Origin of the sequence: Brevibacillus brevis NBRC 100599, assembly GCF_000010165.1 — a bacterium.
In the GTDB taxonomy this organism is placed as follows: domain Bacteria; phylum Bacillota; class Bacilli; order Brevibacillales; family Brevibacillaceae; genus Brevibacillus; species Brevibacillus brevis_D.
On the sequence record NC_012491.1, the window covers coordinates 4576980 to 4599330 of the forward strand.

Genomic DNA, 22351 nt, shown 5'->3' on the forward strand with positions numbered 1-22351 from the left:
TGAAATCGAGCTATTATACTTTAAGCATAAAGGAATGATTCCGTTCCATGTAAGTGTAAAGCTATCACAACAATAGCTCCATGGCTGCGCGTTCTTTATCCGCAATCTCGAGCAACAGCTTAGACGCATGCACGAGCTCTTGGTGCTCACCTGTTCTTCCTGCATGGTCGATTGAAGCAGAGACGCTAACCCACATTGGAGCGATCTCTGTAAACATACAGTGGGCTTGTTCGATCCTCGGGTCCTCCAGCCGATCCGCACATTCTCTCAAATAATCCCTATACAGATTCCGAAATAAAGCGCCACCGGTTCCCGCCCGCTCCATTAGCATCGCGGTAAGACATAAATCATGTTCGAAATTGTTACTGCGAGAAGGCCACTTCAAGATTTCATTGCTCATTTTAACAATGCCTCTATTGCCAATATTCTGAATGGGTGGGTTCAGATAGTCTTGCGCATTCATGGTCAAGGATTCACGTATAGCAGAAACAAGCGGAAGCAATGCGTCGTTTGGCTCGATCGTAAAGGAACGATTCCGAGAGCTCATGGGTCCCTTTGCATTTCTGGCAGCGGCCAAGCTTGTCAAACTCGTCTTCACAAGTCCACCCTGTTGTCTCGTGTCCGCCAAGTAGGCGTATTCGTCATCTATACCGTAAAGTACCGCATAGTGACCGGCGAAGTGCACTTTGTTCGTAAAATAATCCAAGTAATAAGAATCTAATTTAAGCCCAACCGGAATGCCGTGTTCGATGCTGCTTCGGACGTTCTGCCAAGCCTTATTGACGGACGAGGTTTCTTGATATCTGACGTTCAAGCCGAGTCGTTCGGCGAGATAAGCGGTCAGTTTATCCGGTTTTATCCTTCCTCCGATGAAAGGGAAGTCCATTCCCTTCGAATCCCAGTATATGAATCCAAGCCCTTGCCCGAGTCCGAACAACATCGGCTCAGACAGGTGGACTCCCGCATATTGCAATAAATTGCCCATGGCGGTTGTTTCGCAATGTTCCCCTTGATAAGGAATGAAACCTTCAATAAATTTGACCATGTTTACTTGCCTCCTCCAATAATTCATGGATGAAACGACTAACGAACGCTTGCTCGCTCTCGATTAAGTTTAATGGATGCAAAAACAACGCCCTTACGTTCAGCGGCAAGCTAGCTCCCCCTTGTGATTCGTACTTCTGTCTAATTTTTATCGAGACTTGTCCAAGAAAATCCAGTCGTTTCCGTAAAGCAATGACGGCCTCTTCCTTCCCGATATGGGGCAAAGCAGCCAAACCGAGATCGAAGCGGTTGTCACGTTCCCGTGTAGACGACAGACTATCAAAAATTTCATTTCTCAGCTTACGTGTACCCACTTCGGTGAGGGCAAACCGGGTCGGCGCAGGCCCCTTACCGGATTTCTCGTCGGATGTCTCAGGTGCGATCCATCCTTTATCGCTAAGTTTCTTCAATCCTGTATATATCGAAGTTGTACCGATATTTGCCCATTCTTTATAACCTCGCTGTTCGACTACCTTCATAATATCGTATCCGGAAGCTTGGCGATGTTCCGCGATCAATTGCAGGAGCATGAATTCGACATTCGATAATCTATGCATAGAGAGACTCCTTATCTTGAGTATTTCATATATGAAATATAACGCAGGTGTAATAAAAATTCAATAACCGAATCTTCTGCGGCACTTGAGCTCGCGGCATCGACCGATCATGCCGATCTTTTTTTTGACGTCGTGCTTTGACTATGATAATGAAAGAGCAAGATCTTGAAACATAATTTCCCCTATACTAAAAATACGAAAAATGGCAATTAGTTGTGACGAAAAATTGGGGGAACGAACATGAGTAACAAGGTGGAAGGATTGTTAACGAACACAGATTTTCGCAGGCTGTGGATTGGGCAAACGGCATCACAGTTTGGGACTCAGGTTGCATTATTAGGTATGCCATTAGTGGCAGCTCTCTATTTAGGGGCCAGTCCCATGCAAATGGGGTTGCTTGGTTTTGCCGAGTATGCGCCATTTATCCTTTTCGGTTTGCTCGCTGGTGTATGGATAGATAGATTTCCTCGGCGACCCATTCTTGTCGCCGCTAACTTTTTCAGGGGTGCATTACTGCTCATAGTGCCGCTGACAGCCTTAACCGGATTCCTGAATATGACAGTGCTATATTTGATAGCCTTTATAGTGGGGATCTGTACTGTCTTTTTCGATGTCGCCTATACATCCTTTTTGCCTTCCATTGTGAGCAAGGAGCAGCTTGTTAATGGGAATAGCAAACTAGAGACAAGTAAATCTACCGCGCAAATTGCTGGGCCGGGTTTATCAGGTGGACTGGAACAGTTAATCACCGCTCCTTTTGCAATATTATTCACTTCGGTATCCTTTTTTGTATCCGCTGTGTACATAGCCCGGATTCGCAAGTTGGAGACAGTCGTGACAGATGCGAAAAAACAAAAAAACATGTGGCTGGAAATCAAAGAAGGGCTGCATACGGTTTACACAAAACCGTTGCTGTGGGGAGTGGTGCGCTGCTCAACAATCTTTAACCTTTCCTGGAATGTTATTTTTAGTGTTTATGTTCTATATGCATCGCAAGAACTCAAAATCAGTGCGAGCATTGTTGGCATCATTTATGGAACGCTAGGAGTAGGGTACCTATTTGGCTCTCTGCTTACCCAAAGGGCTGTACGTCGTTTTGGAGTAGGTCCAACTATTGTGGGTTCCGCTACGATCGCAGCAAGTGGCGGTTTGCTTGCTCCATTAGCAGTAGGATCAGAATTAAGCATGGCGTTGATTATGATGACGGGACAGCTTCTTTTCGGAATGGGTGTCTCCATGTTTAGCATTAGTACCGTCAGTTTACGTCAAGTAATTGTACCCGATGCCCTGCAAGGTCGCGTGAATGCTACCTTTCGCTTTATCTCGTGGGGTTCTTTACCGCTAGGCTCGTTGATTGGAGGGATGATAGGGGGGACAATGGGTTTACGGTTCGCTTTATTTGCGGGTGGCATTGGATTGTTAGCTTCGGCTTGTACATTATTGTTCACCCCATTTTTACAACTGCGTATGAAATCATTTCATGAAGTAACATTGGAAAAAGATGTGTCTATAAAGAGCTAAGGAGTTTGCCTTAAGAAGTATGAAACTAACAGGTATTCAGGAATGTATTTTTGCTCCTGAATACCTTTTTAAAATTATCCCGGTTGATCGCTACCAACCAGAAAGACCTTCTTTACTGGCTAGTACGTAATGCCGAGCTCTGCCGCTAACACGAGAAACATCGCGTGCGACCATAGGAGCGGTACAGCGGGGTGCCCTGTTCTCTCCACCCACATCTCATAATGAGCCGGGGAAAGCAAATGCTCCTGTACTTGTTCAGGCAGTCCGTTCACTTGCCGCTGGGACACAATCCACGCCGCTATCTTTTCGGCTTCTTCACGCCTGCCCGTTTTCACGTAATACCAGCCCAACCACGCAGATCTGTCAGCCACTTCTTCTTCTCAGCTACTGAATGTTTGTATTGTTTTGCACCTAATGCACAGCATATGTGCTCCGCTTCTATTATTCTTTTTCGTGATTTCTATATACCCCATTGTTTACCGCCTCCACCTTTCCTCTGCTTTTATCTATGATCGCGGACGATTTGACCAAGCCTCTCAATGCCAGATTCAAAATCGGCGATCGAAGCGTACCCATACGAGAGCCGCACATACCCTTCTTTCGTCTCCCCGTAAATGTTGCCCGGATTCAGCAGAATGCCCTGGCGTTTGGCTGCTGTAAAGAGCTCCATCGTCGAGAGCTTTCCATTCATTTTCAGCCAAATGAAAAATCCTCCGTCAGGTACTTCCCACGTCGCGAGCTCACTCATGTGCTTCGTAAGTGCCCGGATGGCAGCCGCTCGTCTTGTAATGAGCTGCTCTCTGACCTTGTGTACATGCCTCTCATACAAGCCACTTGCCAGCCACTCCTCCGCCACACGTTGTGATAGTGAGCTGACTCCGTAATCCGTCTGCATCTTGATATCGGCCAGGCGTTCGATAACTGGCTCGGGCCCCACTACCCATCCAATCCGCAAGCCGGGGGTCAATGTCTTTGACAGGCTCCCGATGTACAGGACATGTCCGTGTTTATCTCTAGCCTTGAGCGGCAGCGGTGGAGGCTCTTTCGTCCACAGCTCGCGGTAAATGTCATCCTCGATAATCGGCAGACGCTCTTCTTCACATACCCGCAGCAGCTCCAGCCGACGTTTTTCTGTCATCAGGATGCCTGTTGGATTATGAAAGCAAGGATTGGTGTACAGAATCGCCCCATGCTCCTCTTTTCGCCTCGCATAGATCGCCTGTGCAATCATCCCCTGACGATCCATCGGCAATCCGGCAAGCTCCATCCCCCCCGACTGGAACACATGCAAGGAATTGAGATACGAAGGCTGTTCCAAAAACACAGTTGAACCTCGATGCAATAACCCAACCGAAATGAGCTGGAGCGCCTGCAATGCACCAGACACGATTAAGACAGAAGACGGCGAAGCTGTAATTCCTTGTCGTCCGACATAATCACTGACCGCTTGGCGCAGGGGAAGGTACCCTCTCGGCTCTTCATATCCAAATCCGCTAAGGTTCCTCGTTACCCGCTCCATGACTTGCTTCATCGTATCGACTGGAAACATGTCTGGGGAGAGCTCTCCTTTGCTCAGCTGAATCAGGTCTGTCTGGAATTCACGCTTATTGATTTCTTGCACCGACGTCATACTTGGCTTGTGCAATCCAGATCTGACGTACTTACTCCAATCCGGCGGTGGTGTCGTAGCCAACAGCGTCCAGGTATTATTGACAACGACAGTGCCCATTCCCAGCTTGCCCTCGATCAACCCGTCTGCGGTCAACTCCTCCAATGCCGCAATGACCGTGCTCCGATTGACTTCGAACGCTTGTGCCAAGTCGCGTTGGCTGGGGATTTTGCTGCCAATCGGCCATTCTCCTGTAGATATTTTTCCTTTGATAAAATCAATAATTATCCGATATTTCGGCAACCGTTTCTCTCTGTGCAACCTGATCGATCCCTTCCTCTTCCTCATCTTCATAGGTAAAAGTGGTTGGTTTTTTTGATAGCCGAGTGGTTGCAGATATTTTACCACTTCTTGTTTACCATGGAAAAGAAAGAAGAAGCAGAGAATAGCAGGTTGGTTTTTTCATTCGAAGGAGGGAAGTTATCTTGTTTCATCCTGTCAGAAGTCGTATTTTCGCTGCACATGCCATCAGCATTTTGTTATGGGCCTCGGCCTTTGCCGGTATTCGCGTTGGGCTGCAAGCATACTCGCCGGAGCATCTCTCGCTGCTTCGCTTTCTGATTGGTTCTCTTTTTCTCGGGATACTCACACTGTTTTTCCGCATCCGTCTGCCGGAGTTAAAGGATGTCCCAGCTATCCTTCTGCTTGGGGGCTTGGGTTTCGCCGTTTACCATACAGCGCTCAACTACGGGGAGATGAGCGTAAGTGCAGGGGTAGCCAGCCTTTTGGTCACGACGACGCCGATCTTTTCCGCTCTCCTCGCTCTCCTATTCTTCCGGGAGCATTTCGGTGTGAGAGGCTGGTTCGGTGCACTGATCAGTTTTCTAGGAGTCGCCATCTGTACGATTGGCACAGGAGAGACCCTTCAAATAACAGACGGAATATTCTTGATTTTGTTGGCAGCCAGTAGCGAAAGCATTTACTTTGCGTTTCAGAAGCCACTCGTAGAAAAATACGGCGTTCTCGCGTTTACCGCCTACACCTTATGGGCAGGTACCTTCTGCATGCTCTTCTTTCTGCCCGGACTTGGCACAGCGATAGCCCAAGCGCCTTGGGATGTGACACTCAGTGTTGTGTATTTGGGCATTTTCCCTAGCGTTGTTGCTTATTTGTCCCTCGCCTATGTGACTTCTGTCGTTGGCACCTCGGAGGCTACTACCTCCCTTTACATGACGCCAGTGCTCGCTTTTCTGATTGCTTGGGTGTTGCTGGGTGAAGGTCCTACGCTTGTGACGATGGCTGGTGGCGTTGTGACGCTTGTCGGTGTCCTGCTCGCAACGATGAAGCCTCGGTTATCCAGAAGCACATTCAAACACCAACCCTTTTAGAAACGCCAGTATTTCCATGCTTGTCGCTATAGGCGTATCGATCGGAATCAAATGCTTGGAGCTTGGAATGACTACCGTTTTGCTTTGCGGATGCCTCGTAACCATTTGGATCAGAGAGAGCTTCACATCGAGCTTTGACTCAGTCTCCGCCGGGAGAAACAGAACCGGGCATCTCATTTGTGCGCAGGCATCCTCAAAGTGCAAATCACAGACTGTCTCTATGCTCAGCGAGGCAGGTGCTCACCCTGTCTGTGATAGCCAAGCTGCTTGCGAGTATTCCAACAGAGTCCTGAGCTGAGCATAGCAACAACTGGTGTCAATAGATGTCAGCAATAAGAAAAACCAGGAAGACCCTCTTCCTGGCTAGTACGGAATGCCGAGCTCTGCCGCCAGCACGAGAAACATCGCATGCGACCAAAGGAGCGGTACAGCGGGGTGCCCTGCTCTCTCCACCCACATCTCATAATGAGCCGGGGAAAGCAAATGCTCCTGTACTTGTTCAGGCAGTCCGCTCGCTTGTCGCTGGGAAACAATCCACGCTGCTATCTTTTCGGCTTCTTCACGCCTGCCCGTTTTCACGTAATACCAGCCCAACCACGCAGATAACAGCAGCCACTGCCCCCCGCCGTAATACGTATCAGCCGGGTAGCGATGCACGCCGTGTCCTGCGCGCAGTTCCTCTTCTATGGCCTGCACGGTCCGGATCATAAGCGGATCATTCACGTCGACGATCCCATACGGCAGTGCCAACCAGAGAAGACTTGCATCCACAGAAGGATCCCCGACGGATTTTATCAATCGCCCATTGGCTGTGCCATGCTCGCGTATGAATTGGCGGATGGTCTCTCCTTGCTGAGCGAGTTCGAAAGCTCGTTCGGGCAAATAAGGCTCCATCACCTTGATCCCGGCATAAATGGCTCCCAGCGTCACTGGATGGATTCGGTCTCCTCCCTCTTCCCAGCAATCAAAGTTCGGGAGCTGCCAGCACGCCACGACATAGTCAATCGTCAGTTCAATCGATGGCTTGAGCTCGTGAATCAAGTCATGCTCTCCACTCATCCGCACATGCTCAGCCAGCCCCCACAGCCATGTCCCGTAGCCATCGAGCTGAAAGCTGCCCCATTCACCTGCCACTTCTTCTCCGTCCGCTGTATAGCGCGTATGCAAAAAGCGGTCTCTTCCCGCATCATTTTTGTCTAATCCATTTTTTACTGCCGAAATGGCTGTTCTTGCCTTTGTCTCATGCTTTCGGATCACATCATTACACCATTGGTAAAACTTGCGGGCACTCTCATGCTTGCCGATACGATTCATCGCGTAGGCCGTAAATGTTCCATCGCGGAGCCACGCATACTGATAGTGGACAAATGCGGGTGAAGCGAGATACGCCCCGGTACTCGCTTGATGCTGTAGGATCAACTTTACACTTTCCTCGATCAGGGTCATGGTTATCCCCCCTTATTCGGACAAGCCGACTTCGTAACAAATACAGTCGCTGCTCGTCTTCGGGCTATGCTTTTATAGCATATGCACCCGACATCCAAACGAAAACCCAAGATGCATAGCAAAAGAAAACCCACTGGATGCGCATGTCCGGTGGGTTCTTGTACACTTAATTTTGTGAAGGTACATCGGTATGTTCCGATTTCAGGAACTGCTGCAGCTCCTCATAAAAAGTCGGATTGCAAGCCATCACGCTGCTTTTTTGGTCGTACGGTAGTGGTGTCCCCGTCATGGTCGTCACCCGACCTCCAGCTTCCTCTACAATAATGCGAGCTGCCCCAAAATCCCACGCATTGAGCTGCATACTGACGTAGCCATCCAGTCTTCCCGCAGCCACATACGCCATTTCCAGAGCGGCGCTTCCCAAGAGGCGCATTCCGCGAACCTTCCCAGCAAGCTTTTTCACAATCAAATCAATGCCGATCTGCTCAGCACGCTTGTTCCAAAATACGCTCGTACATAACAAAGCTTGCTCTAGGCTCACTTCTCGATTCACTTGCAAGGGACGATCATTGAGAAAAGCCCCTTCCCCTTTTACCGCATAAAACAACTCGTCTCTGGAAGGATCATAAACCGCTCCGACCATTCCCTCTCCCTTATGATACACAGCAATGGAAACGGAAAAATTGATTTGCTGATGCACAAAATTGGTCGTACCATCAATCGGGTCGATGACCCAAAGCGTGTCATACTGCTTGTAATCCTCCACATGTGCACTCTCTTCTCCAAGAATGCCGTGATCAGGGAAGCGTGCAAGAATCATCTGAATGACGTGATTCTCCACTTCTTTATCTACGGCTGTAACAAGATCGGAGGCAGATGTTTTATACTCGACGGTAAAAGGCTCCTTCATTCGCTTCAAACTCAGCTCACCCGCTGAACGGGCGCATTGCAAAGCGAGCTCCTTGAGAGCCGCCAGTGTTGATGCTTGCACACGTATCGCCACCTAAAACTTGACTTATTTTTTCGCAAAGCACGCCCTTTTCTTCCAGAAAGAGAGGCTTCGATGTTTTAATTGAATATGATGAGACAGCTCGTGTTAAAAAACGGTCATGCTATATGATTTAGTGTACCATACTTTACCTGCTGTTACACCACACGTTAGCCATGGGGAGTGTGCCTGAAATGTCGTTGCTTCACCCAACTCCCGAATTATTGAAAAAGGGTGTATCCCTCGTCAATTTCTGACTGGGGAGACACCCTTTTTTACATGACCACTTTAGCAGCAGCGCGTTACGCCGCCTTTTTCAAATCGTTCGGTCAATGCGTACAAGTAGTACTCACGCTCTGTCATCGGAAAGATACCCGGTGCCCCATGCGTCTCGTACCAATGGGCGAGATAGCGGTCATAGTCAGGCATTCCGAAAATGGTTTTAATAACAGAGCTCACTTTGCGCATTGCCTTTCGCATGGCTCTTAGCTTGCGCCTCATGCTACGTGATGTCCTTTCCCGTCAAATACATTTCCTTTGGACTTGATGTACGGAGATTCCTGCAACGGATAGTGCTTGCCGCGGAGAATATTGATCCATACCCGCGCACCATCGAGAATGATCCCAATCGTAATGACCATGAAGATCGCACATACCACAGCATCGATCTGGTCGTTGAAGATCATTTTTTGTGCAGCTTCTATCGTTTTTACCCCTTTTGGCAGCGTCCCCGCATCCAGTGCCTTTTGGAATGCTTCTGCATGCGAGAGGAAGCCGATTTTCGGATCAGGATGGAACAGCTTTTGCCAGCCTGCTGTCAGCGTAGCTGTCGTTAGCCAAACCATCGGTACGAGTGTGATCCACGAGTAAGCCGCTTTGCCCATTTTGAAAATAATCGTCGTTCCCACCGTAAACGCAATCGCGGCGAGCATTTGGTTGGCGATACCAAAGAGCGGCCACAGGGTGTAAATGCCTCCCAATGGGTCCATGACACCTTGGAGTAGGAAGTATCCCCATCCGATGGTAATGATCCCAGAACCAATCAGATTACCTGGCAGCCAGTTGACTTCCTTCATTTTCGGAATGACGTTGCCGAGCATGTCTTGTACCATAAATCGTCCGACACGTGTTCCCGCATCGATCGTCGTCAAAATAAAGACAGCCTCAAACAAGATCGCAAAGTGATACCAGAAAGCCATTAATGCCTTGCCACCCAATACTCCCGAGAAAATCGTCGCCATCCCGATTGCCAGTGACGGTGCTCCGCCCGTCCGGGAAAGGATCGTCTTTTCTTGAATGTCGTTGGCGAGCGTTGTTAAATGGTCAGGGGTTACGGTATAGCCCCAGCCTGTTATCGTCGTCGCAACCTGAACTACATCCACGCCAATTGCTGCGGCAGGTGAGTTGATCGCAAAATAGACACCGGGAGTCAACACGCACGCTGCAATCATCGCCATAACCGCAACGCCAGACTCCATCAGCATCCCGCCATAGCCGATCAATGGCGCATGCGATTCCTTCGCGATCATCTTCGGCGTCGTTCCGGATGATACGAGTGAATGGAATCCTGATACGGCTCCGCACGCGATGGTAATAAACAAGAAGGGAAACAGATTTCCTGCAAAAACAGGGCCAGTTCCATCAATGAACTTCGTCAGGGCTGGCATTTGCAATGGCGGCAGTGTCAGCACAATTCCCACCGCCAATACCGCAATCGTCCCTACTTTCAAGAATGAGCTGAGATAATCACGCGGTGCCAATAGCAGCCACACAGGCAAAACAGAGGCAATAAACCCGTACACAATGATCATCCAGGCAAGCTGTACTTTGGAAAACGTGAAAGCTGGTCCCCATGTTGGCGATGCAGCAACGATTTGACCGAGCCAGAGGGAAAAGAACAAGAGAGCAAGCCCGATAATCGAGCCTTCCAATACTTGCCCAGGTCGTATATACCGCATATACAATCCCATCATTATCGCGATAGGGAGCGTCATGAATATCGTGAAGGTAGCCCAAGGTGATTCAGCAAGAGCGTTAACCACAACCATGGCCAAAACAGCAATCAGGATAATCATAATGGCAATAATACCAATCAAAGCGAGTGCTCCGCCAACAGGACCGATCTCTTCCTTGGCAATCTGACCGAGAGACTTTCCATTGCGACGCATCGATCCGAACAGAATAATAAAGTCTTGTACCGCTCCACCGATCACGACCCCGACGATAATCCAGATCGTTCCCGGCAAATATCCCATTTGCGCAGCCAACGTAGGACCTACGAGTGGGCCTGCTCCTGCAATCGCAGCAAAATGGTGCCCAAACAACACCCACTTGTTCGTGGGCACGAAGTCTTTGCCGTCGTTGTTCACTTCTGCTGGGGTAGCGCGATTATCATCGAGCGCCATTAGTTTTTTGGCGATGAATTTGCTGTAAAAACGATAAGCTACAGCATAAGTGCAAAATGCGGCTGTCAGTAACCAGAACGAGTTGACTGATTCCCCTTGCCAGAGGGCTATCATCCCGAATCCGACAGCACCCAATGCGGCTATCCCGCCCCAAATCAAGAGGGAAAGAAACCATTTCTTCATCCGAGTCGCCTCCTTCTATTTATTTAATATTCAGGCAATGGACCTTAGAAAAACGTATCACATCGAACAGCTTGCCAACATAAAAAATGACTGAACCGTACAAAAACATGCACAAGCTGCACCATCCTCGTTTGAGTGTAAGCGCGTTCAATTTGGGGACGTAGAAAGTCTCCGCCCCGAGTCCGATACAAACCCCTCCACAATATGTTAAAGTTATACATAAATTGGTATGGAAATCAAAAAGGAGAATACGCACATGCGACGAATCGGGGGTTACATCATTATCGGAATCGGAGCGATTTTTGTTCTGGCTACCTACCTGAACGTACCGCTCGCAATGGACATGCTTTGGCCAGTCTTTCTTCTCATCCCAGGAATCGGGTTTCATATTTTCTTTTTTATGAACCCAATGCCGAATCGCGCTGGATTATTAGTGCCAGGCGGGATCTTGCTCGTTTATGCTCCACTCTTCTTTTTCAGCCAGCTATTTTTTCATGGGGATATGAGCACGACGTGGCCCTTCTTCCTGATTGGTCCTGCCGTGGGGCTTACCGAGCTGTACCTATTCGGCAATCGCAAACCCGCTCTCTTGATCCCCATTGGCATCCTCACTGTTCTCGCTATCATATTTTTGATCGCGAATCTGGCGTCTACCCAAGTAGGCGGCATCCTCGGCTTGATCCTGATCGTTTTGGGAGGGATCATGGTGACACGGAAGAAAAACGATGACTATCCCGTGTAAGCAGTCAAAAAAACAGACCAATCCTCCCCCAAACGGGACGCAGGATTGGTCTGTTTCCTTTAAAACCCCAATCGTTTCTTCAATTCCTTTACGACATTGCGGCTAACAGGCACTTCTGTTTTGCGTTGATCCTGCATGACTAGATGAATCGAGCCTTTAAACCAAGGGACGAGCTCTGCCGTTTTAGATAAATTGACAATGAAAGCGCGATGGGTCCGAAAAAACTGTTGGCGTGACAGCCTGCTCTCCAGCTCCTGCAACGTAAAGGTGGTCGCATATTGCTCACCTGCTGTATAGATGCTCGCATACCTTCCTTCCAAGGTGGCATAGACGATTTCGTTTGGATCAATCAGCATGATCTTGCCGTTTTTTTCTACCGGGACACGATGTGGCTGAGTATCGACCAGTACATTTTGCAGAAGGGATTGTAGCCTTTCCTCCAGTAGTGGTGACGCGTCCAATGCAGGCTCACTTTTCCGCCTCATTTTTCGTACCCGGTTCATCGTCTTTTCCAGACGCATTTCGCTGAACGGCTTGACGATATAATCAACGGCTTCTGCCTCAAATGCTCGAACCGCATGAAATTCATACGCACTTGCAAAGATGATGACAGGTGGATTGACCATGGATTCCAGAAGCTCCTGCCCCACATCTACACCGTCCCTGTCCTGCAAATGGATGTCCAAAAAAACCGCATCCGGCTCTGTCTGAAGCACCGCTTCCAACGCCTCTTCCCCACTGCCCGCCTCTCCTACTACGGACACTTCCGAAAACTGCTCCAGCAAATACCGCAGTTCTTCTCTGGCAGGCGTCTCATCATCGACGATGAACACTTTGAGCACTGACGTTCACCCCTATCGGTAATTGTATGGTGCATGTTGTCCCGCTCCCGCTTTTGCTCTCGATCACGATTCCATATGGTTCTCCGTAGATCGATTGAAGACGACTTTTTACATTGGCAAGACCGATTCCAGATAATTGCCGTCCTGCGCGCTTCTCATCTGGTGCTCGCTCGGATGGGTCAACCTCCATTCCGACTCCATTATCTGCCACTGTCAGTTCGACGATTTGCTTTTCTTTGCGGCACGCACGAATCACTACGGTTCCCCCTTCGCGCTTGGGCAACAGCCCGTGCTTGACCGCATTCTCTACCAGCGGCTGCAAAATCAGTCCTGGCACGGTAAACCGCTCTACGCCGTCCTCGATGTCGTACTCTACATGAAGCTTGTCCCCGAACCTCGCACGTTCGATGGCCAAATAGGCTTCGATATGCTCCAGCTCACGCGCCAGACTGACATATCCGCCAGAGTCATGCAAATTACGGCGGAAGTACTCTCCCAAATGAATCAATAATTCACGGGCCTGTTCGGGACGGAAGCGAATAAACGAAACGATCGTATTGAGCGCATTAAACAAGAAATGCGGATTGATCTGCGCATGCAAGGCCCTGATTTCTGCATCTGCCAACAGGCGGGACTGCTTCTCTAGCTCAGCCAGTTCGAGCTGACTCGATATCAGGTTCCCCAATCCACGTACGAGTTCCAGGTCCACTGCCGACAGTTTGCGCGAGCGATCCTGATACAGCTTGAGCACACCCGCTACTTCACGTCTTCGCATCAGGGGGACAAGGATCGCATAGCGCAAGGGACAGTTCGTCTCCCTGCACCCAATCTCTTCCTTCGTCTGGGCAATCTTTACTTCTTTGGTCGATAAAACTTCACGGGTCGCCTTGGTCGTTATGCCTTCTCCCACTACGTGATGAGACGAGCCTGCACCAACATGCGCAAGTACAGAGCGCGTATCGGTAATCGCTACCGCTGCTACACGCGTCGTCCGCAAAATTTCCTCCGCGACCTTTTGGGCAGAATCATAGGTCAGCCCTTGACGTAAGTACGATAGTGTTTTGTCCGCTACTTGCAGCGTTCGCTGGGCTTGGAGCGCCCCAATCCGATCCTCTTCCTTTTTGGCCAAATCAATAATAATGATCAAAATAGCAATTCCGACCGAGTTGACGACTGACATCGGTACACTAATGGCCTGAACCAATGCCAAAGCGTCAGCGTATGGGCGTGCGATGAGCAAAACAATGCCCATTTGCAGCCACTCTGCCAAGAAACCAACGAAGAGTGCTGTCGTCCACCCGATTTTTTTGCTGCGGTTACGGAGGAACTGATAGATTAATCCCGCAAACAAGCCCTCGCTTATGGTCGAGATGGCACATGCCAAATCTGTAAAGCCGCCCAAGGAATAGCGATGAATTCCCGCGATCAGCCCTGTCATCAACCCTACCCAGGGACCAGCCAGCAAGCCTGCCACGACCGTCCCGATCACGCGTGAATTCGCAATCGCATCCTGATACCAAATGCCATTATAGGTACCCAGTATGGAAATAGCAGAGAAAATGACGACCATCAGTGCTTTTTCCCGCCACGTCGCTTGCTGGTTCAATATGCTGCGGAATGCACGTACACGCGTAAACAGCAAGGCCATCACAATCAAAACCGCCGTCCGCTCCGTCAATGGGACCATTAATGCCAGATTCATTGTTTTATCCCTCTCAATCGCTGCCCGATAGTTCCTGTCATTTCCATAACTAATCAAAATATTCACTCTTCACACCGTATTTCCCTTTTGCTTCTCTTCCTTTCCTGGTAAAAAAGGTTGCCGAAGTAATTTCGCCAACCCATGGAAACCCGTATCATTTTAATATTAAAATTCCAGTATTTTACATTTTCCCTTCCGCTCAAATCCTAGCTTTGTCCCCAGACGTACCGACTCCTCGTTGGTTTCTAGCGTGGTCCAGTGCGGTGTCAGTCCATGTTCCATGCAATGCTCCAGGTACGCTGCGCAAGCAAGGGTAGCAAAGCCTTTGTTCATATCGGCTTCCTCGTACGTTTCCACGCTAATTTCATGGTCACGCTCATGGACACAGCAGGACAGGCAAGCACTCACACCGGTTTGATCGACCAAGGCTGTCCGGGGCTGCTCCACATCATCTACGAAAATCGCTCCTCGATTTGTTCCATTGATAATCGCTTGGATGGTCAAATCGTTCACGTTCTCAGGTGACAGCAACGTCCTGATTTTTGCATAATCATTTGGCTCCAATCGATGAATCATCACAATTTCAGTCCTTTCACTTCTCTTTGGTCATCTATGTACTTATGCGGCTATTTGAACGACTCTACCAAAAGCTTCTACGCCTACCGTCCTGTGTTAGCTGAATGTCCTGCTGCACTTCCCTCTTGATACTCACATCGCATAATCATCTATTTATATCCAGCATTTGGTTCCTACTAGTATAGATGATAGATATGGGTAAATGGTTCATGAGATTTTATTTTTTCTGCTTCGCAAACAAAAAAAGACCATCCCTTCAGCGTTTTCAGCCTGAGATGGTCTTGTCATACTTGTTACGTCAATGAATTACAAGTTCCCTCTGCGCTCCTGCTCGCGCTCCAACGCCTCGAACAGTGCCTTGAAGTTGCCATTTCCGAAGCCGCGCGCTCCTTTGCGCTGGATAATCTCGATAAACAGCGTCGGACGGTCTACAATCGGCTTGCTGAACAGCTGCAAGAGATAGCCTTCGTCGTCTCTGTCGACCAAGACCCCTAGCTTTCTCAGCGCCTCGATGTCTTCGTCAATTTCCCCTACACGCTCTTTCAAATCTTCGTAGTACGCATCTGGGACCATGAGGAAATCTACACCGTTATCACGCAGCTTCGATACCGTTTCGATAATATCATTGGTCAGGATGGCAATATGCTGTACGCCTGGCCCTTTGTAGAACTCCAAAAACTCCTGAATTTGCGACTTGCGGCGTCCTTCTGCGGGCTCATTAATCGGGAACTTGATGCGTCCAGTTCCACTTTGCATCACTTTGGACATGAGCGCAGAATACTCCGTCGAGATGTCGTCTTCACTGAAATTTTGTACGGCTGTAAAGCCCATGACCTTTTGGTAATATTCTACCCACTCATCCATGATCTCGACGTTACCAACGATGTGGTCGATGCCGATGATACCCGTGCTCTCTCGTTTGACTGGAGATTGGTAAGCTTTATAGCCCGGGAAGAATGGTCCGTTGTAATTTTTCCGTTCGATAAAGGAATGAATGTTTTCGCCGTACGTACCGATAATCGCTTTTTTGACCGTCCCGAATTCATCGGTATACTCAGTCGGTTCCATGATCGGAATGGCTCCGCGAGAAACGGCCTCCCGGTAAGCCTGCTCACAATCCTCTACACGCAGAGCAACGTCTTTGACTCCGTCCCCATGCTTTTTCACAAAATCCGCGATCGGGCTGTCAGGCGTAAGTGCCCCACTGATCACAAACGTCATATGCTTCTGCTTCAAGACGTAGGAAACCTTTTCCCGAGAACCTGTCTCCAAGCCCGAATAGGCTACTGCTTCAAATCCAAACGCATTTGTGAAATAGTGCATAGCTTGCTTGGCGTTCCCTGTATAAAACTCCAGGTAGTCCCAGTCCTGAATCGGGAAAAAATCGGTATTGCTCATTGCCTACCCCTCCGCTTTCCTTTTCAATTATTGACATTATTTTGTGAATTGGGATTATTTTGTCGTTATCTTGAGAGTACATTGGAAGCGCTTCCCCTTGCAAGAGCACGAAACAACGCGAAAACGCTCAAACGCTTTTATTCATTAAAGTACGCATGCGAGTCAACAACTGGATACCAAAAAGCCACCGATCAAGTTGACCGATGGCTTTCCCTTCGTTTTCCTACTACCTATGCTTGAAAACAAATTGTTTCAGTTCCGCTAGAGGGGCAGCTCCTACGGCTTTGTCAATCATTTCTCCGTTCTTGAGCAAAATGGTCGTTGGCAAACTCATAATGCCATACTGATTGGCAATCTCTTGTTGTTCATCGACATTGACCTTTAGGACTCTCACTTCGCTGCTATGCTCCCTATCGAACGATTCGAGTATCGGCCCAAAAAAGCGGCACGGCCCGCACCAAGGTGCCCAAAAGTTGACGAGAGTATAGCCCTCGCTTTTTACATCATGTTGAAACGTAGAATCTGTCGTGTGGCAAATGCTCATTTGTAATTTCCTCCCCTTTTTATGTTGAACAGTTATCCAAAACGACCATTACAGAGCCTCAATATCCTTAATGGAGGCAAAAAAATAACTCCCCGTACTTGGATCATTTCAAATAACACATTCGCAGACTTATCATATCTATAATATCCCTCAAGGATTTTTTGTGTCAAGTTGCCCCATCCAAAAATGGGCGTCGAAAGTGCAGATGACAGCGCGAATCACTCTCCCCCTTGCTCATGCTCCCCATTCACTTTATGATGGATGTATTAAGTCCATGATTGAGGTGTATTATGAAGTATTCACAGGCAACAGATTATGCCCTCCATGCGATGCTCTATCTGGTAGCAGAAGCCCCTGATAAACCCGTTAGTGTTCAGCTTTTGGCAGAAAAGCTAGGCGTTTCACAAACATATCTATCCAAAATGCTGACCAAACTGGTCAAAGCTGGGTTGATCCACTCGGTCTCTGGCGCAAATGGCGGATACAAGCTCAAACGCAATCAGGATGATATATCGTTTCTGGATGTTATCCAAGCCATTGAAGGGACAACCTCCTTGTTTGAATGCAGCTTCCGTCATGATAGTGCCTGTCTGATTCAACAGGTTGTGACTGACGCCGAGCAGCAAATGATGCATACGCTAAAGAGTAAAAAAATTGCTGACCTGGTCCCACATATCCCCAAACCATGATCCTTTGACGTAAAACATCTTCCATGAAAAGCTCCGGCCGCCTTGACCGGAGTTTTTCTTCATAACGGTATCGTTCAATCGATGAGAAAGGCGTGAACAAGGATGAGTCAATGGACAGAACAAGCCGCCAAGCAATGGGATCAATTTGCAGAAGACTGGCGAAAACGAAGTGAGCATATGTGGGAAAAAGGGAGCCGCAGCACCATCCTCCCCTATTTTATGAAGCATGTAGCTGTCGGAGCTGGACCTGTTCTCGATGCAGGCTGTGGTGACGGCTATGCCAGTTGCAAGCTTGCAGAGCACGGCTATCAGGTGGAGGGCATCGACATTGCCGGGGAAATGATCCGCCTCGCTCATGACCGGGTCATTTCCTCCTCAGGCTCTGTTCATTTTCAGACGGGAGATATCAGCGCGCTTCCTTTTGCTAATGATTCCTTCTCCGGTGTGCTCTCGATTAACGTAGTGGAATTCACGCCGTCTCCGCTCCAGGCACTCTTGGAGCTTCACCGCGTGCTCGCACCCGGAGGAATTCTCGTCTTGGGTATCCTCGGTCCTACAGCTGGCCCACGCGCTCATAGCTATCGCAGACTTTATGAAGAGACGACGATCCAAAATACGATGATGCCCTGGGAAGCCAAGCAGTTAGCGAGCGAAAATGGCTTCACACTGCTGGACGAAGAGCCGGTATACAAAGAAGGAATTACGCCAGATATTGCGGGCCGCTTAAGCGTAGAGCTGCGGGAGGCTGTCAGCTTTTTGACCTTGTTTGCTTTGCGAAAATAGATGAGAATGCTCTCAACTTTCGTTAAGTATGCCGGTCACACCTATGAGAGGGAAAACCGGCGATTTTTTATGATCAATCACATCGAACAGTGTCCCGCTAGTCTAGGCTTTGCTATTCCATATCTGGGCAGTTTACTTACCAATATTTCGTTGTTAAAATGGTCGTGCTAATAAAATTTATTTATTTTTATTTTTTTATTAATCCTAATACAACTTTGTGCGACACACATCTCGGAAGGTGAGAAGAATTATTATCAACGAATGTAATTTTACAATTGTAGCCCCTATTATTTGCTTTCATTGTGGGAATGGGAACTTTCACAAATCTGATAAGAAACACCAAATATACAAAGATCTCATCAATAATGAAGTCATTGAGATACCGGTAAAGCGTCAACGGTATCGATGCACTGCTTGTGGTACGAAAGAATGGGACGTTGTATTGGGCGCATCAACGCATTTGAAAAAAACGAGAAGACTGCTTTCCTTTGAAAAGCGCAACACATGATTCCAAGGTTCATGTGCCATTGCGAAAGGATCCACCAACGATAGTTAAGAAGCCGCTTCCCTGAAGCTCACAGGGAAACGGCTGATTCTTCTCACATACTGCATTATCGATATCATCAATTCGTACGGGTCACATTCCATATCCATACCGTCTTTTTCCTTACCGATACTGAACATTATTCAGTTGCATCCACATCCATTTACTGTCAATCAACAAGGCAAGGGTCATCTCATCTATCCCATGCAGTTGACGGTACAGACGCTGGGTTTCGACCAAGTCATTGTAGGTCAAGAACGGATAGTCCTTCCTGCCGAATGTTCCATCCGGAAAATAAGCGTAATGCAAATCGCCATTTCCGAGAATCCACTGCGACCCAAGGTTTACGACACCGTAAAGCATCGTATCCGCTAAATCTTTGTCAGTCCGATCTCCGAATTGCATGTAGCTTTTGTAGAGAAAATTAATTTCAGCCAATTGATGATTCAAAGAAACATGTGTCCGAATCATCGGATTCGTTGCTGTCGCGTAGTCCGGAATCAGCCAGCCTTGCTGTACACCAGCGACGACCAAACGGTTCACGGCTGCATGATTGTGAAAATAAGAAGCATATTTTTTCGCCGCTTGGCAAAAGTCCTTTTCTTGATACTGATCGCAGCCCCGTAGAATCAGATCAGCCGCTCCTGTGTTGAATCTCGTATCGTAAAAGCCCTCTGGTATCCCGTAATCGTCACTTAACCACAAAGAGCGCGGCTGCGTCTTCCAGTACCCCTCAGGCTCCTGCTGTTTCAAGCTCGCTCTCAGCATCACATAGCCCATATCCCGGGCAGCATTGCTTCCACCTGTATATAAAAAGGAGCGAAGGACATAGTTTTCGGGAATCTGCCAAAAGGAGGACTCGGAAGTCGGCTCATACGTAGAAGGGCTTTGATAGTAATACCCATCGTACAGCCATTTTGCCTTTTCCGTAACGTCCAAGTTAAGCCAGATGCTGTCAAACATTTTTTCTCCCCAAGGAACAAGCGGTTCCCTCGAATCGAGCGCCCACATTTCGCTGATAAAGCCTGCTTTCATCGGTAGCTTGAACACGAGCTCGACACCAGAAGGCGTCTGTTTTACTTCGACTGGCAACGCCAATGCCGGCTTTTCTTCAATCGTGGCTCTACCTTTATCCACATAGGTAATGGGCTTACCTAACCAAATATACCTGCCCTCTGTCTCTAGGAAACCAGCGGAAAGCGGAAGGGTCTGGACTTGATCAAGCGTGACAACCTTCCAATACGGCTTCTTCGACTCATCATAGTCTCGGTAGCGGAACATCATGTTCTGACTGTTACCCTGAATGGGGATGGTGAAAACGTAGGGCATCATATTGCGCTGACCTGTCATTTTATGGGCCCAATACGTGGCACCATCTGAGAATCGAAACTCTTGTTTTTGGTGAATCGCGCCATTCAGGTGCTCAACATTCTCTGTTTCTATTGGTTTTTTCCATTCATTTGCAGAAATACCGCTCGGAAGGATACTACATACGGCGATGGCCGTCATCAAAAGGAGCATTCTGCTGATTTTTCTGACCATGTCATCCCCCAATTCTAGTAAAGGAGAACCGAAAGTCCTACTTTAAAATGAATATTTCGTAGTGATTATTATTTTAAAAATAGTCTGATAAATTAACCATAGGTGTCTACTTCTATTACGCAGGAGGGAATTTATGGACAAGAAAGTACGCTACGTTGTTTCTACAGCACTCGTAATATCTCTGTTCACCAGCCCCTCAATCACCGAAGCTGAACCACAAACCCACATTCCTTATTACGGAATCGGGCCAACCTATGTACAACCTGCACAGATTGAGAGCTTATTTCCCAAGCCAACTATCCGGTTTGGGACACCCGGCTTCCAAGAAGGAAAAGAAGCTTTTACGTCCCAGGAAGAAATGATGGCTTACATAAGTAAATTGGTTGCAGGCAACAAGGAAATCCAGCTGCTATCCATCGGTACATCATTGGAAGGTCGGGACATCCCCCTGCTGTTATTCAGCAAAGACCACGGCAAGCTCAAACAAACCAATGAGAAGCCACTCATCTGGCTACAGGCACAAATCCACGGGAATGAGCCCGCCGCTGGTGAATCTGCCCTTGTCATCGCCAAATGGTTGGCAGAGGGAAAGCTTGGGACCAACCTCTTGGATAACGTAAACGTTGCGATTGTTCCTCGCATCAACCCGGATGGCTCCTACCAATTCAAACGCTACATCGCGACAGAGCTGGATGCCAACCGCGACTACATGAAGGTAGAATATCCAGAGGTGCAAGCGGTTCACCAAGCCATGAATACCTACCAACCTGATGTGGTGCTTGATGCCCACGAATACGGCGTCTCTTCTAGCCAGCTTCGCGATGTTGGAGAAAAAGGCGCGATCTCTTCCTACGATGTTCTGATCTCCTCTGCGAAAAACTTAAATATCCCCACCAACCTGCGCAAAATGTCAGACAACCTGCTCTTGGCTAACGTTCAAAAAGCACTCGACAAGGAGCAACTTTCTCATCACGCTTACTATACGCTGGCAAAAGGCAAGGACGGAAAAGTGACCGCAACAGAAGGCAGCACAGAGACAAGAATCGGACGCAATGCCTTGGGATTGAAAAACACGTTAACATTTTTGGTGGAAACACGCGGCATCGGCATTGGACGCGCCGATTTTGAACGACGTGTATACAGTCAGGCCATAACTCACGCTGCTGTCATTCAATCAACAGCGGCCAACGCCAAGGCAATCAAGTCCGCCGTGACCCAGGCACGCGCAGAAATCACGGAAAAAGGCAAAAAGGCAAACGACAACGACAAACTCGTTATCCTGAGTGAGAATAAGCGAATACCGGGTCAATCTCTCGAAGTAGTCGATCTCGCAACAGCAAAAAAAGTGTCTACCCCCATCGACTGGGTAAGCTCTACAGATGCCTATCCTGTACTCGAACGTGAGCGACCCACTGCTTATCTCATGCCTCCTGGCTATCATGACGTTGCAGCCAAGCTGGAACTGCTCGGTGTTTCGGTAAGCAAGCTATCAAAAGAAACGACCATAGCGGTAGAAAGCTACACCATTTTGGAAAACAAGGTGAATACGATATACGAGAATGGGCATTTCACCAATCAAGTGACTGCAAATGTAACAGAAACAACGAAAACCTTTCCTGCGGGTAGTTACGTGTTCAGCATGGCCCAACCAAACGCGAACTTTATTGCGTTGGCCCTGGAACCGGAATCAGTGGACAGCTACGTCACGTTTAACTTCCTGCCCGTTGAAAAGGGCGATGAAGTACCGGTGTATCGCTATATGCTGGAGCATCCACTACCCACCACAAATAAGGACTAAAGGAAAAATTCCCCTCTCTAGAGTTAGACTCCTGAGAGGGGAATTTTGTT

Annotated in this window: 20 protein-coding genes and 1 pseudogene; 6 read left to right on the top strand and 15 right to left on the bottom strand. The window is 48.4% G+C overall.

All coding sequences use genetic code 11. The features are described 5' to 3' along the window. Nucleotides 1–64: 64 nt before the first annotated feature. Together BBR47_RS21730 and BBR47_RS21735 are read right to left on the bottom strand one after the other, a co-directional pair. Complete coding sequence (locus BBR47_RS21730) at nucleotides 65–1045, bottom strand: BtrH N-terminal domain-containing protein (protein WP_015892571.1); 981 nt, start codon at nucleotides 1043–1045, stop codon at nucleotides 65–67. Further along, complete coding sequence (locus BBR47_RS21735; protein WP_015892572.1) at nucleotides 1029–1601, bottom strand: PadR family transcriptional regulator; 573 nt, start codon at nucleotides 1599–1601, stop codon at nucleotides 1029–1031. Before BBR47_RS21735 ends, BBR47_RS21730 begins: the two co-directional genes overlap by 17 nt. Nucleotides 1602–1841: 240 nt before the next feature. Between BBR47_RS21735 and BBR47_RS21740 the strand changes: the two genes are divergently transcribed. Then, the gene (locus tag BBR47_RS21740) at nucleotides 1842–3122 is read left to right on the top strand and encodes an MFS transporter (RefSeq protein WP_015892573.1); all 1281 of its coding nucleotides are present in this window, start codon (nucleotides 1842–1844) and stop codon (nucleotides 3120–3122) included. Between the two features lie 119 nt (nucleotides 3123–3241). Here BBR47_RS21740 and BBR47_RS21745 read toward each other — a convergent pair whose 3' ends face one another. The 3 genes and pseudogenes from BBR47_RS21745 to BBR47_RS21750 all read right to left on the bottom strand — a co-directional run bounded on the left by BBR47_RS21745 (nucleotide 3242) and on the right by BBR47_RS21750 (nucleotide 5079). Then, nucleotides 3242–3493, bottom strand: coding sequence for a hypothetical protein (locus BBR47_RS21745; RefSeq protein ID WP_015892574.1), 252 nt, complete (start codon nucleotides 3491–3493; stop codon nucleotides 3242–3244). Beyond that, nucleotides 3481–3595, bottom strand: a pseudogene (locus BBR47_RS31665) (GNAT family N-acetyltransferase); the annotation flags it as partial. The pseudogene BBR47_RS31665 and the gene BBR47_RS21745, both read right to left, overlap by 13 nt. Before the next feature lie 29 nt (nucleotides 3596–3624). Then, entirely contained in the window at nucleotides 3625–5079 is a 1455-nt protein-coding gene (locus BBR47_RS21750; RefSeq protein ID WP_015892575.1) for a PLP-dependent aminotransferase family protein, read from the bottom strand. A gap of 137 nt (nucleotides 5080–5216) precedes the next feature. Between BBR47_RS21750 and BBR47_RS21755 the strand changes: the two genes are divergently transcribed. Beyond that, a complete protein-coding gene (locus BBR47_RS21755; RefSeq protein ID WP_015892576.1) occupies nucleotides 5217–6119 on the top strand; it encodes a DMT family transporter in 903 nt (300 codons plus the stop codon). A 363-nt stretch (nucleotides 6120–6482) separates the two neighbouring features. Here the strand turns inward: BBR47_RS21755 and BBR47_RS21760 are convergent, their stop codons facing one another. The 4 genes from BBR47_RS21760 to BBR47_RS21775 all read right to left on the bottom strand — a co-directional run bounded on the left by BBR47_RS21760 (nucleotide 6483) and on the right by BBR47_RS21775 (nucleotide 11141). Then, nucleotides 6483–7565, bottom strand: coding sequence for a glycoside hydrolase family 15 protein (locus BBR47_RS21760; protein WP_015892577.1), 1083 nt, complete (start codon nucleotides 7563–7565; stop codon nucleotides 6483–6485). Between the two features lie 166 nt (nucleotides 7566–7731). Beyond that, nucleotides 7732–8556 carry an inositol monophosphatase family protein gene (locus BBR47_RS21765; RefSeq protein ID WP_015892578.1) on the bottom strand — a complete coding sequence of 275 codons (825 nt, stop codon included), beginning with the start codon at nucleotides 8554–8556 and terminating at the stop codon, nucleotides 7732–7734. A gap of 285 nt (nucleotides 8557–8841) precedes the next feature. Further along, nucleotides 8842–9054: a YbdD/YjiX family protein gene (locus tag BBR47_RS21770; RefSeq protein ID WP_015892579.1), complete on the bottom strand. Its 213-nt coding sequence runs from the start codon at nucleotides 9052–9054 to the stop codon at nucleotides 8842–8844. Then, nucleotides 9051–11141, bottom strand: a complete 2091-nt coding sequence (locus BBR47_RS21775; RefSeq protein ID WP_015892580.1) for a carbon starvation CstA family protein — start codon at nucleotides 11139–11141, stop codon at nucleotides 9051–9053. The genes BBR47_RS21770 and BBR47_RS21775 overlap by 4 nt, the downstream gene beginning before the upstream one ends. Before the next feature lie 256 nt (nucleotides 11142–11397). On the opposite strand from BBR47_RS21775, the gene BBR47_RS21780 reads away from it, so the two are divergent. Then, a complete protein-coding gene (locus tag BBR47_RS21780) occupies nucleotides 11398–11883 on the top strand; it encodes a hypothetical protein (RefSeq protein ID WP_015892581.1) in 486 nt (161 codons plus the stop codon). 59 nt (nucleotides 11884–11942) lie between these two features. Here BBR47_RS21780 and BBR47_RS21785 read toward each other — a convergent pair whose 3' ends face one another. The 5 genes from BBR47_RS21785 to trxA all read right to left on the bottom strand — a co-directional run bounded on the left by BBR47_RS21785 (nucleotide 11943) and on the right by trxA (nucleotide 16945). After that, complete coding sequence (locus BBR47_RS21785) at nucleotides 11943–12725, bottom strand: LytR/AlgR family response regulator transcription factor (RefSeq protein ID WP_015892582.1); 783 nt, start codon at nucleotides 12723–12725, stop codon at nucleotides 11943–11945. Further along, nucleotides 12700–14427, bottom strand: coding sequence for a sensor histidine kinase (locus BBR47_RS21790; RefSeq protein ID WP_015892583.1), 1728 nt, complete (start codon nucleotides 14425–14427; stop codon nucleotides 12700–12702). Before BBR47_RS21790 ends, BBR47_RS21785 begins: the two co-directional genes overlap by 26 nt. Nucleotides 14428–14592: 165 nt before the next feature. Continuing rightward, nucleotides 14593–15003: a GNAT family N-acetyltransferase gene (locus tag BBR47_RS21795; protein WP_015892584.1), complete on the bottom strand. Its 411-nt coding sequence runs from the start codon at nucleotides 15001–15003 to the stop codon at nucleotides 14593–14595. A 306-nt stretch (nucleotides 15004–15309) separates the two neighbouring features. Continuing rightward, nucleotides 15310–16401 (bottom strand): 4-hydroxyphenylpyruvate dioxygenase, encoded by a 1092-nt coding sequence (gene hppD, locus BBR47_RS21800; RefSeq protein ID WP_015892585.1) that lies wholly within the window; start codon nucleotides 16399–16401, stop codon nucleotides 15310–15312. A gap of 226 nt (nucleotides 16402–16627) precedes the next feature. Further along, nucleotides 16628–16945: a thioredoxin gene (gene trxA, locus BBR47_RS21805; RefSeq protein ID WP_015892586.1), complete on the bottom strand. Its 318-nt coding sequence runs from the start codon at nucleotides 16943–16945 to the stop codon at nucleotides 16628–16630. A gap of 290 nt (nucleotides 16946–17235) precedes the next feature. Between trxA and BBR47_RS21810 the strand changes: the two genes are divergently transcribed. Together BBR47_RS21810 and BBR47_RS21815 are read left to right on the top strand one after the other, a co-directional pair. After that, nucleotides 17236–17634 carry an RrF2 family transcriptional regulator gene (locus BBR47_RS21810; protein ID WP_015892587.1) on the top strand — a complete coding sequence of 133 codons (399 nt, stop codon included), beginning with the start codon at nucleotides 17236–17238 and terminating at the stop codon, nucleotides 17632–17634. A 102-nt stretch (nucleotides 17635–17736) separates the two neighbouring features. Beyond that, nucleotides 17737–18417, top strand: coding sequence for a class I SAM-dependent methyltransferase (locus BBR47_RS21815; RefSeq protein ID WP_041749564.1), 681 nt, complete (start codon nucleotides 17737–17739; stop codon nucleotides 18415–18417). A gap of 667 nt (nucleotides 18418–19084) precedes the next feature. On the opposite strand, the gene BBR47_RS21820 is transcribed toward BBR47_RS21815, so the two are convergent. Continuing rightward, a complete protein-coding gene (locus BBR47_RS21820) occupies nucleotides 19085–20503 on the bottom strand; it encodes a hypothetical protein (protein WP_015892590.1) in 1419 nt (472 codons plus the stop codon). 133 nt (nucleotides 20504–20636) lie between these two features. Between BBR47_RS21820 and BBR47_RS21825 the strand changes: the two genes are divergently transcribed. Then, nucleotides 20637–22301, top strand: coding sequence for a M14 family metallopeptidase (locus BBR47_RS21825; RefSeq protein ID WP_015892591.1), 1665 nt, complete (start codon nucleotides 20637–20639; stop codon nucleotides 22299–22301). Nucleotides 22302–22351: the final 50 nt, after the last annotated feature.

Excerpts from the sequence above, each read along its gene's own strand:
- BBR47_RS21730 (WP_015892571.1), bottom strand. The coding sequence starts at position 1,045 with ATGGTCAAATTTATTGAAGGTTTCATTCCTTATCAAGGGGAACATTGC.
- BBR47_RS21735 (WP_015892572.1), bottom strand. The coding sequence starts at position 1,601 with ATGCATAGATTATCGAATGTCGAATTCATGCTCCTGCAATTGATCGCG.
- BBR47_RS21740 (WP_015892573.1), top strand. The coding sequence starts at position 1,842 with ATGAGTAACAAGGTGGAAGGATTGTTAACGAACACAGATTTTCGCAGG.
- BBR47_RS21750 (WP_015892575.1), bottom strand. The coding sequence starts at position 5,079 with ATGAGGAAGAGGAAGGGATCGATCAGGTTGCACAGAGAGAAACGGTTG.
- BBR47_RS21760 (WP_015892577.1), bottom strand. The coding sequence starts at position 7,565 with ATGACCCTGATCGAGGAAAGTGTAAAGTTGATCCTACAGCATCAAGCG.
- BBR47_RS21770 (WP_015892579.1), bottom strand. The coding sequence starts at position 9,054 with ATGAGGCGCAAGCTAAGAGCCATGCGAAAGGCAATGCGCAAAGTGAGC.
- BBR47_RS21775 (WP_015892580.1), bottom strand. The coding sequence starts at position 11,141 with ATGAAGAAATGGTTTCTTTCCCTCTTGATTTGGGGCGGGATAGCCGCA.
- BBR47_RS21780 (WP_015892581.1), top strand. The coding sequence starts at position 11,398 with ATGCGACGAATCGGGGGTTACATCATTATCGGAATCGGAGCGATTTTT.
- BBR47_RS21790 (WP_015892583.1), bottom strand. The coding sequence starts at position 14,427 with ATGAATCTGGCATTAATGGTCCCATTGACGGAGCGGACGGCGGTTTTG.
- BBR47_RS21795 (WP_015892584.1), bottom strand. The coding sequence starts at position 15,003 with ATGATTCATCGATTGGAGCCAAATGATTATGCAAAAATCAGGACGTTG.
- hppD (WP_015892585.1), bottom strand. The coding sequence starts at position 16,401 with ATGAGCAATACCGATTTTTTCCCGATTCAGGACTGGGACTACCTGGAG.
- trxA (WP_015892586.1), bottom strand. The coding sequence starts at position 16,945 with ATGAGCATTTGCCACACGACAGATTCTACGTTTCAACATGATGTAAAA.
- BBR47_RS21810 (WP_015892587.1), top strand. The coding sequence starts at position 17,236 with ATGAAGTATTCACAGGCAACAGATTATGCCCTCCATGCGATGCTCTAT.
- BBR47_RS21815 (WP_041749564.1), top strand. The coding sequence starts at position 17,737 with ATGAGTCAATGGACAGAACAAGCCGCCAAGCAATGGGATCAATTTGCA.
- BBR47_RS21820 (WP_015892590.1), bottom strand. The coding sequence starts at position 20,503 with ATGGTCAGAAAAATCAGCAGAATGCTCCTTTTGATGACGGCCATCGCC.
- BBR47_RS21825 (WP_015892591.1), top strand. The coding sequence starts at position 20,637 with ATGGACAAGAAAGTACGCTACGTTGTTTCTACAGCACTCGTAATATCT.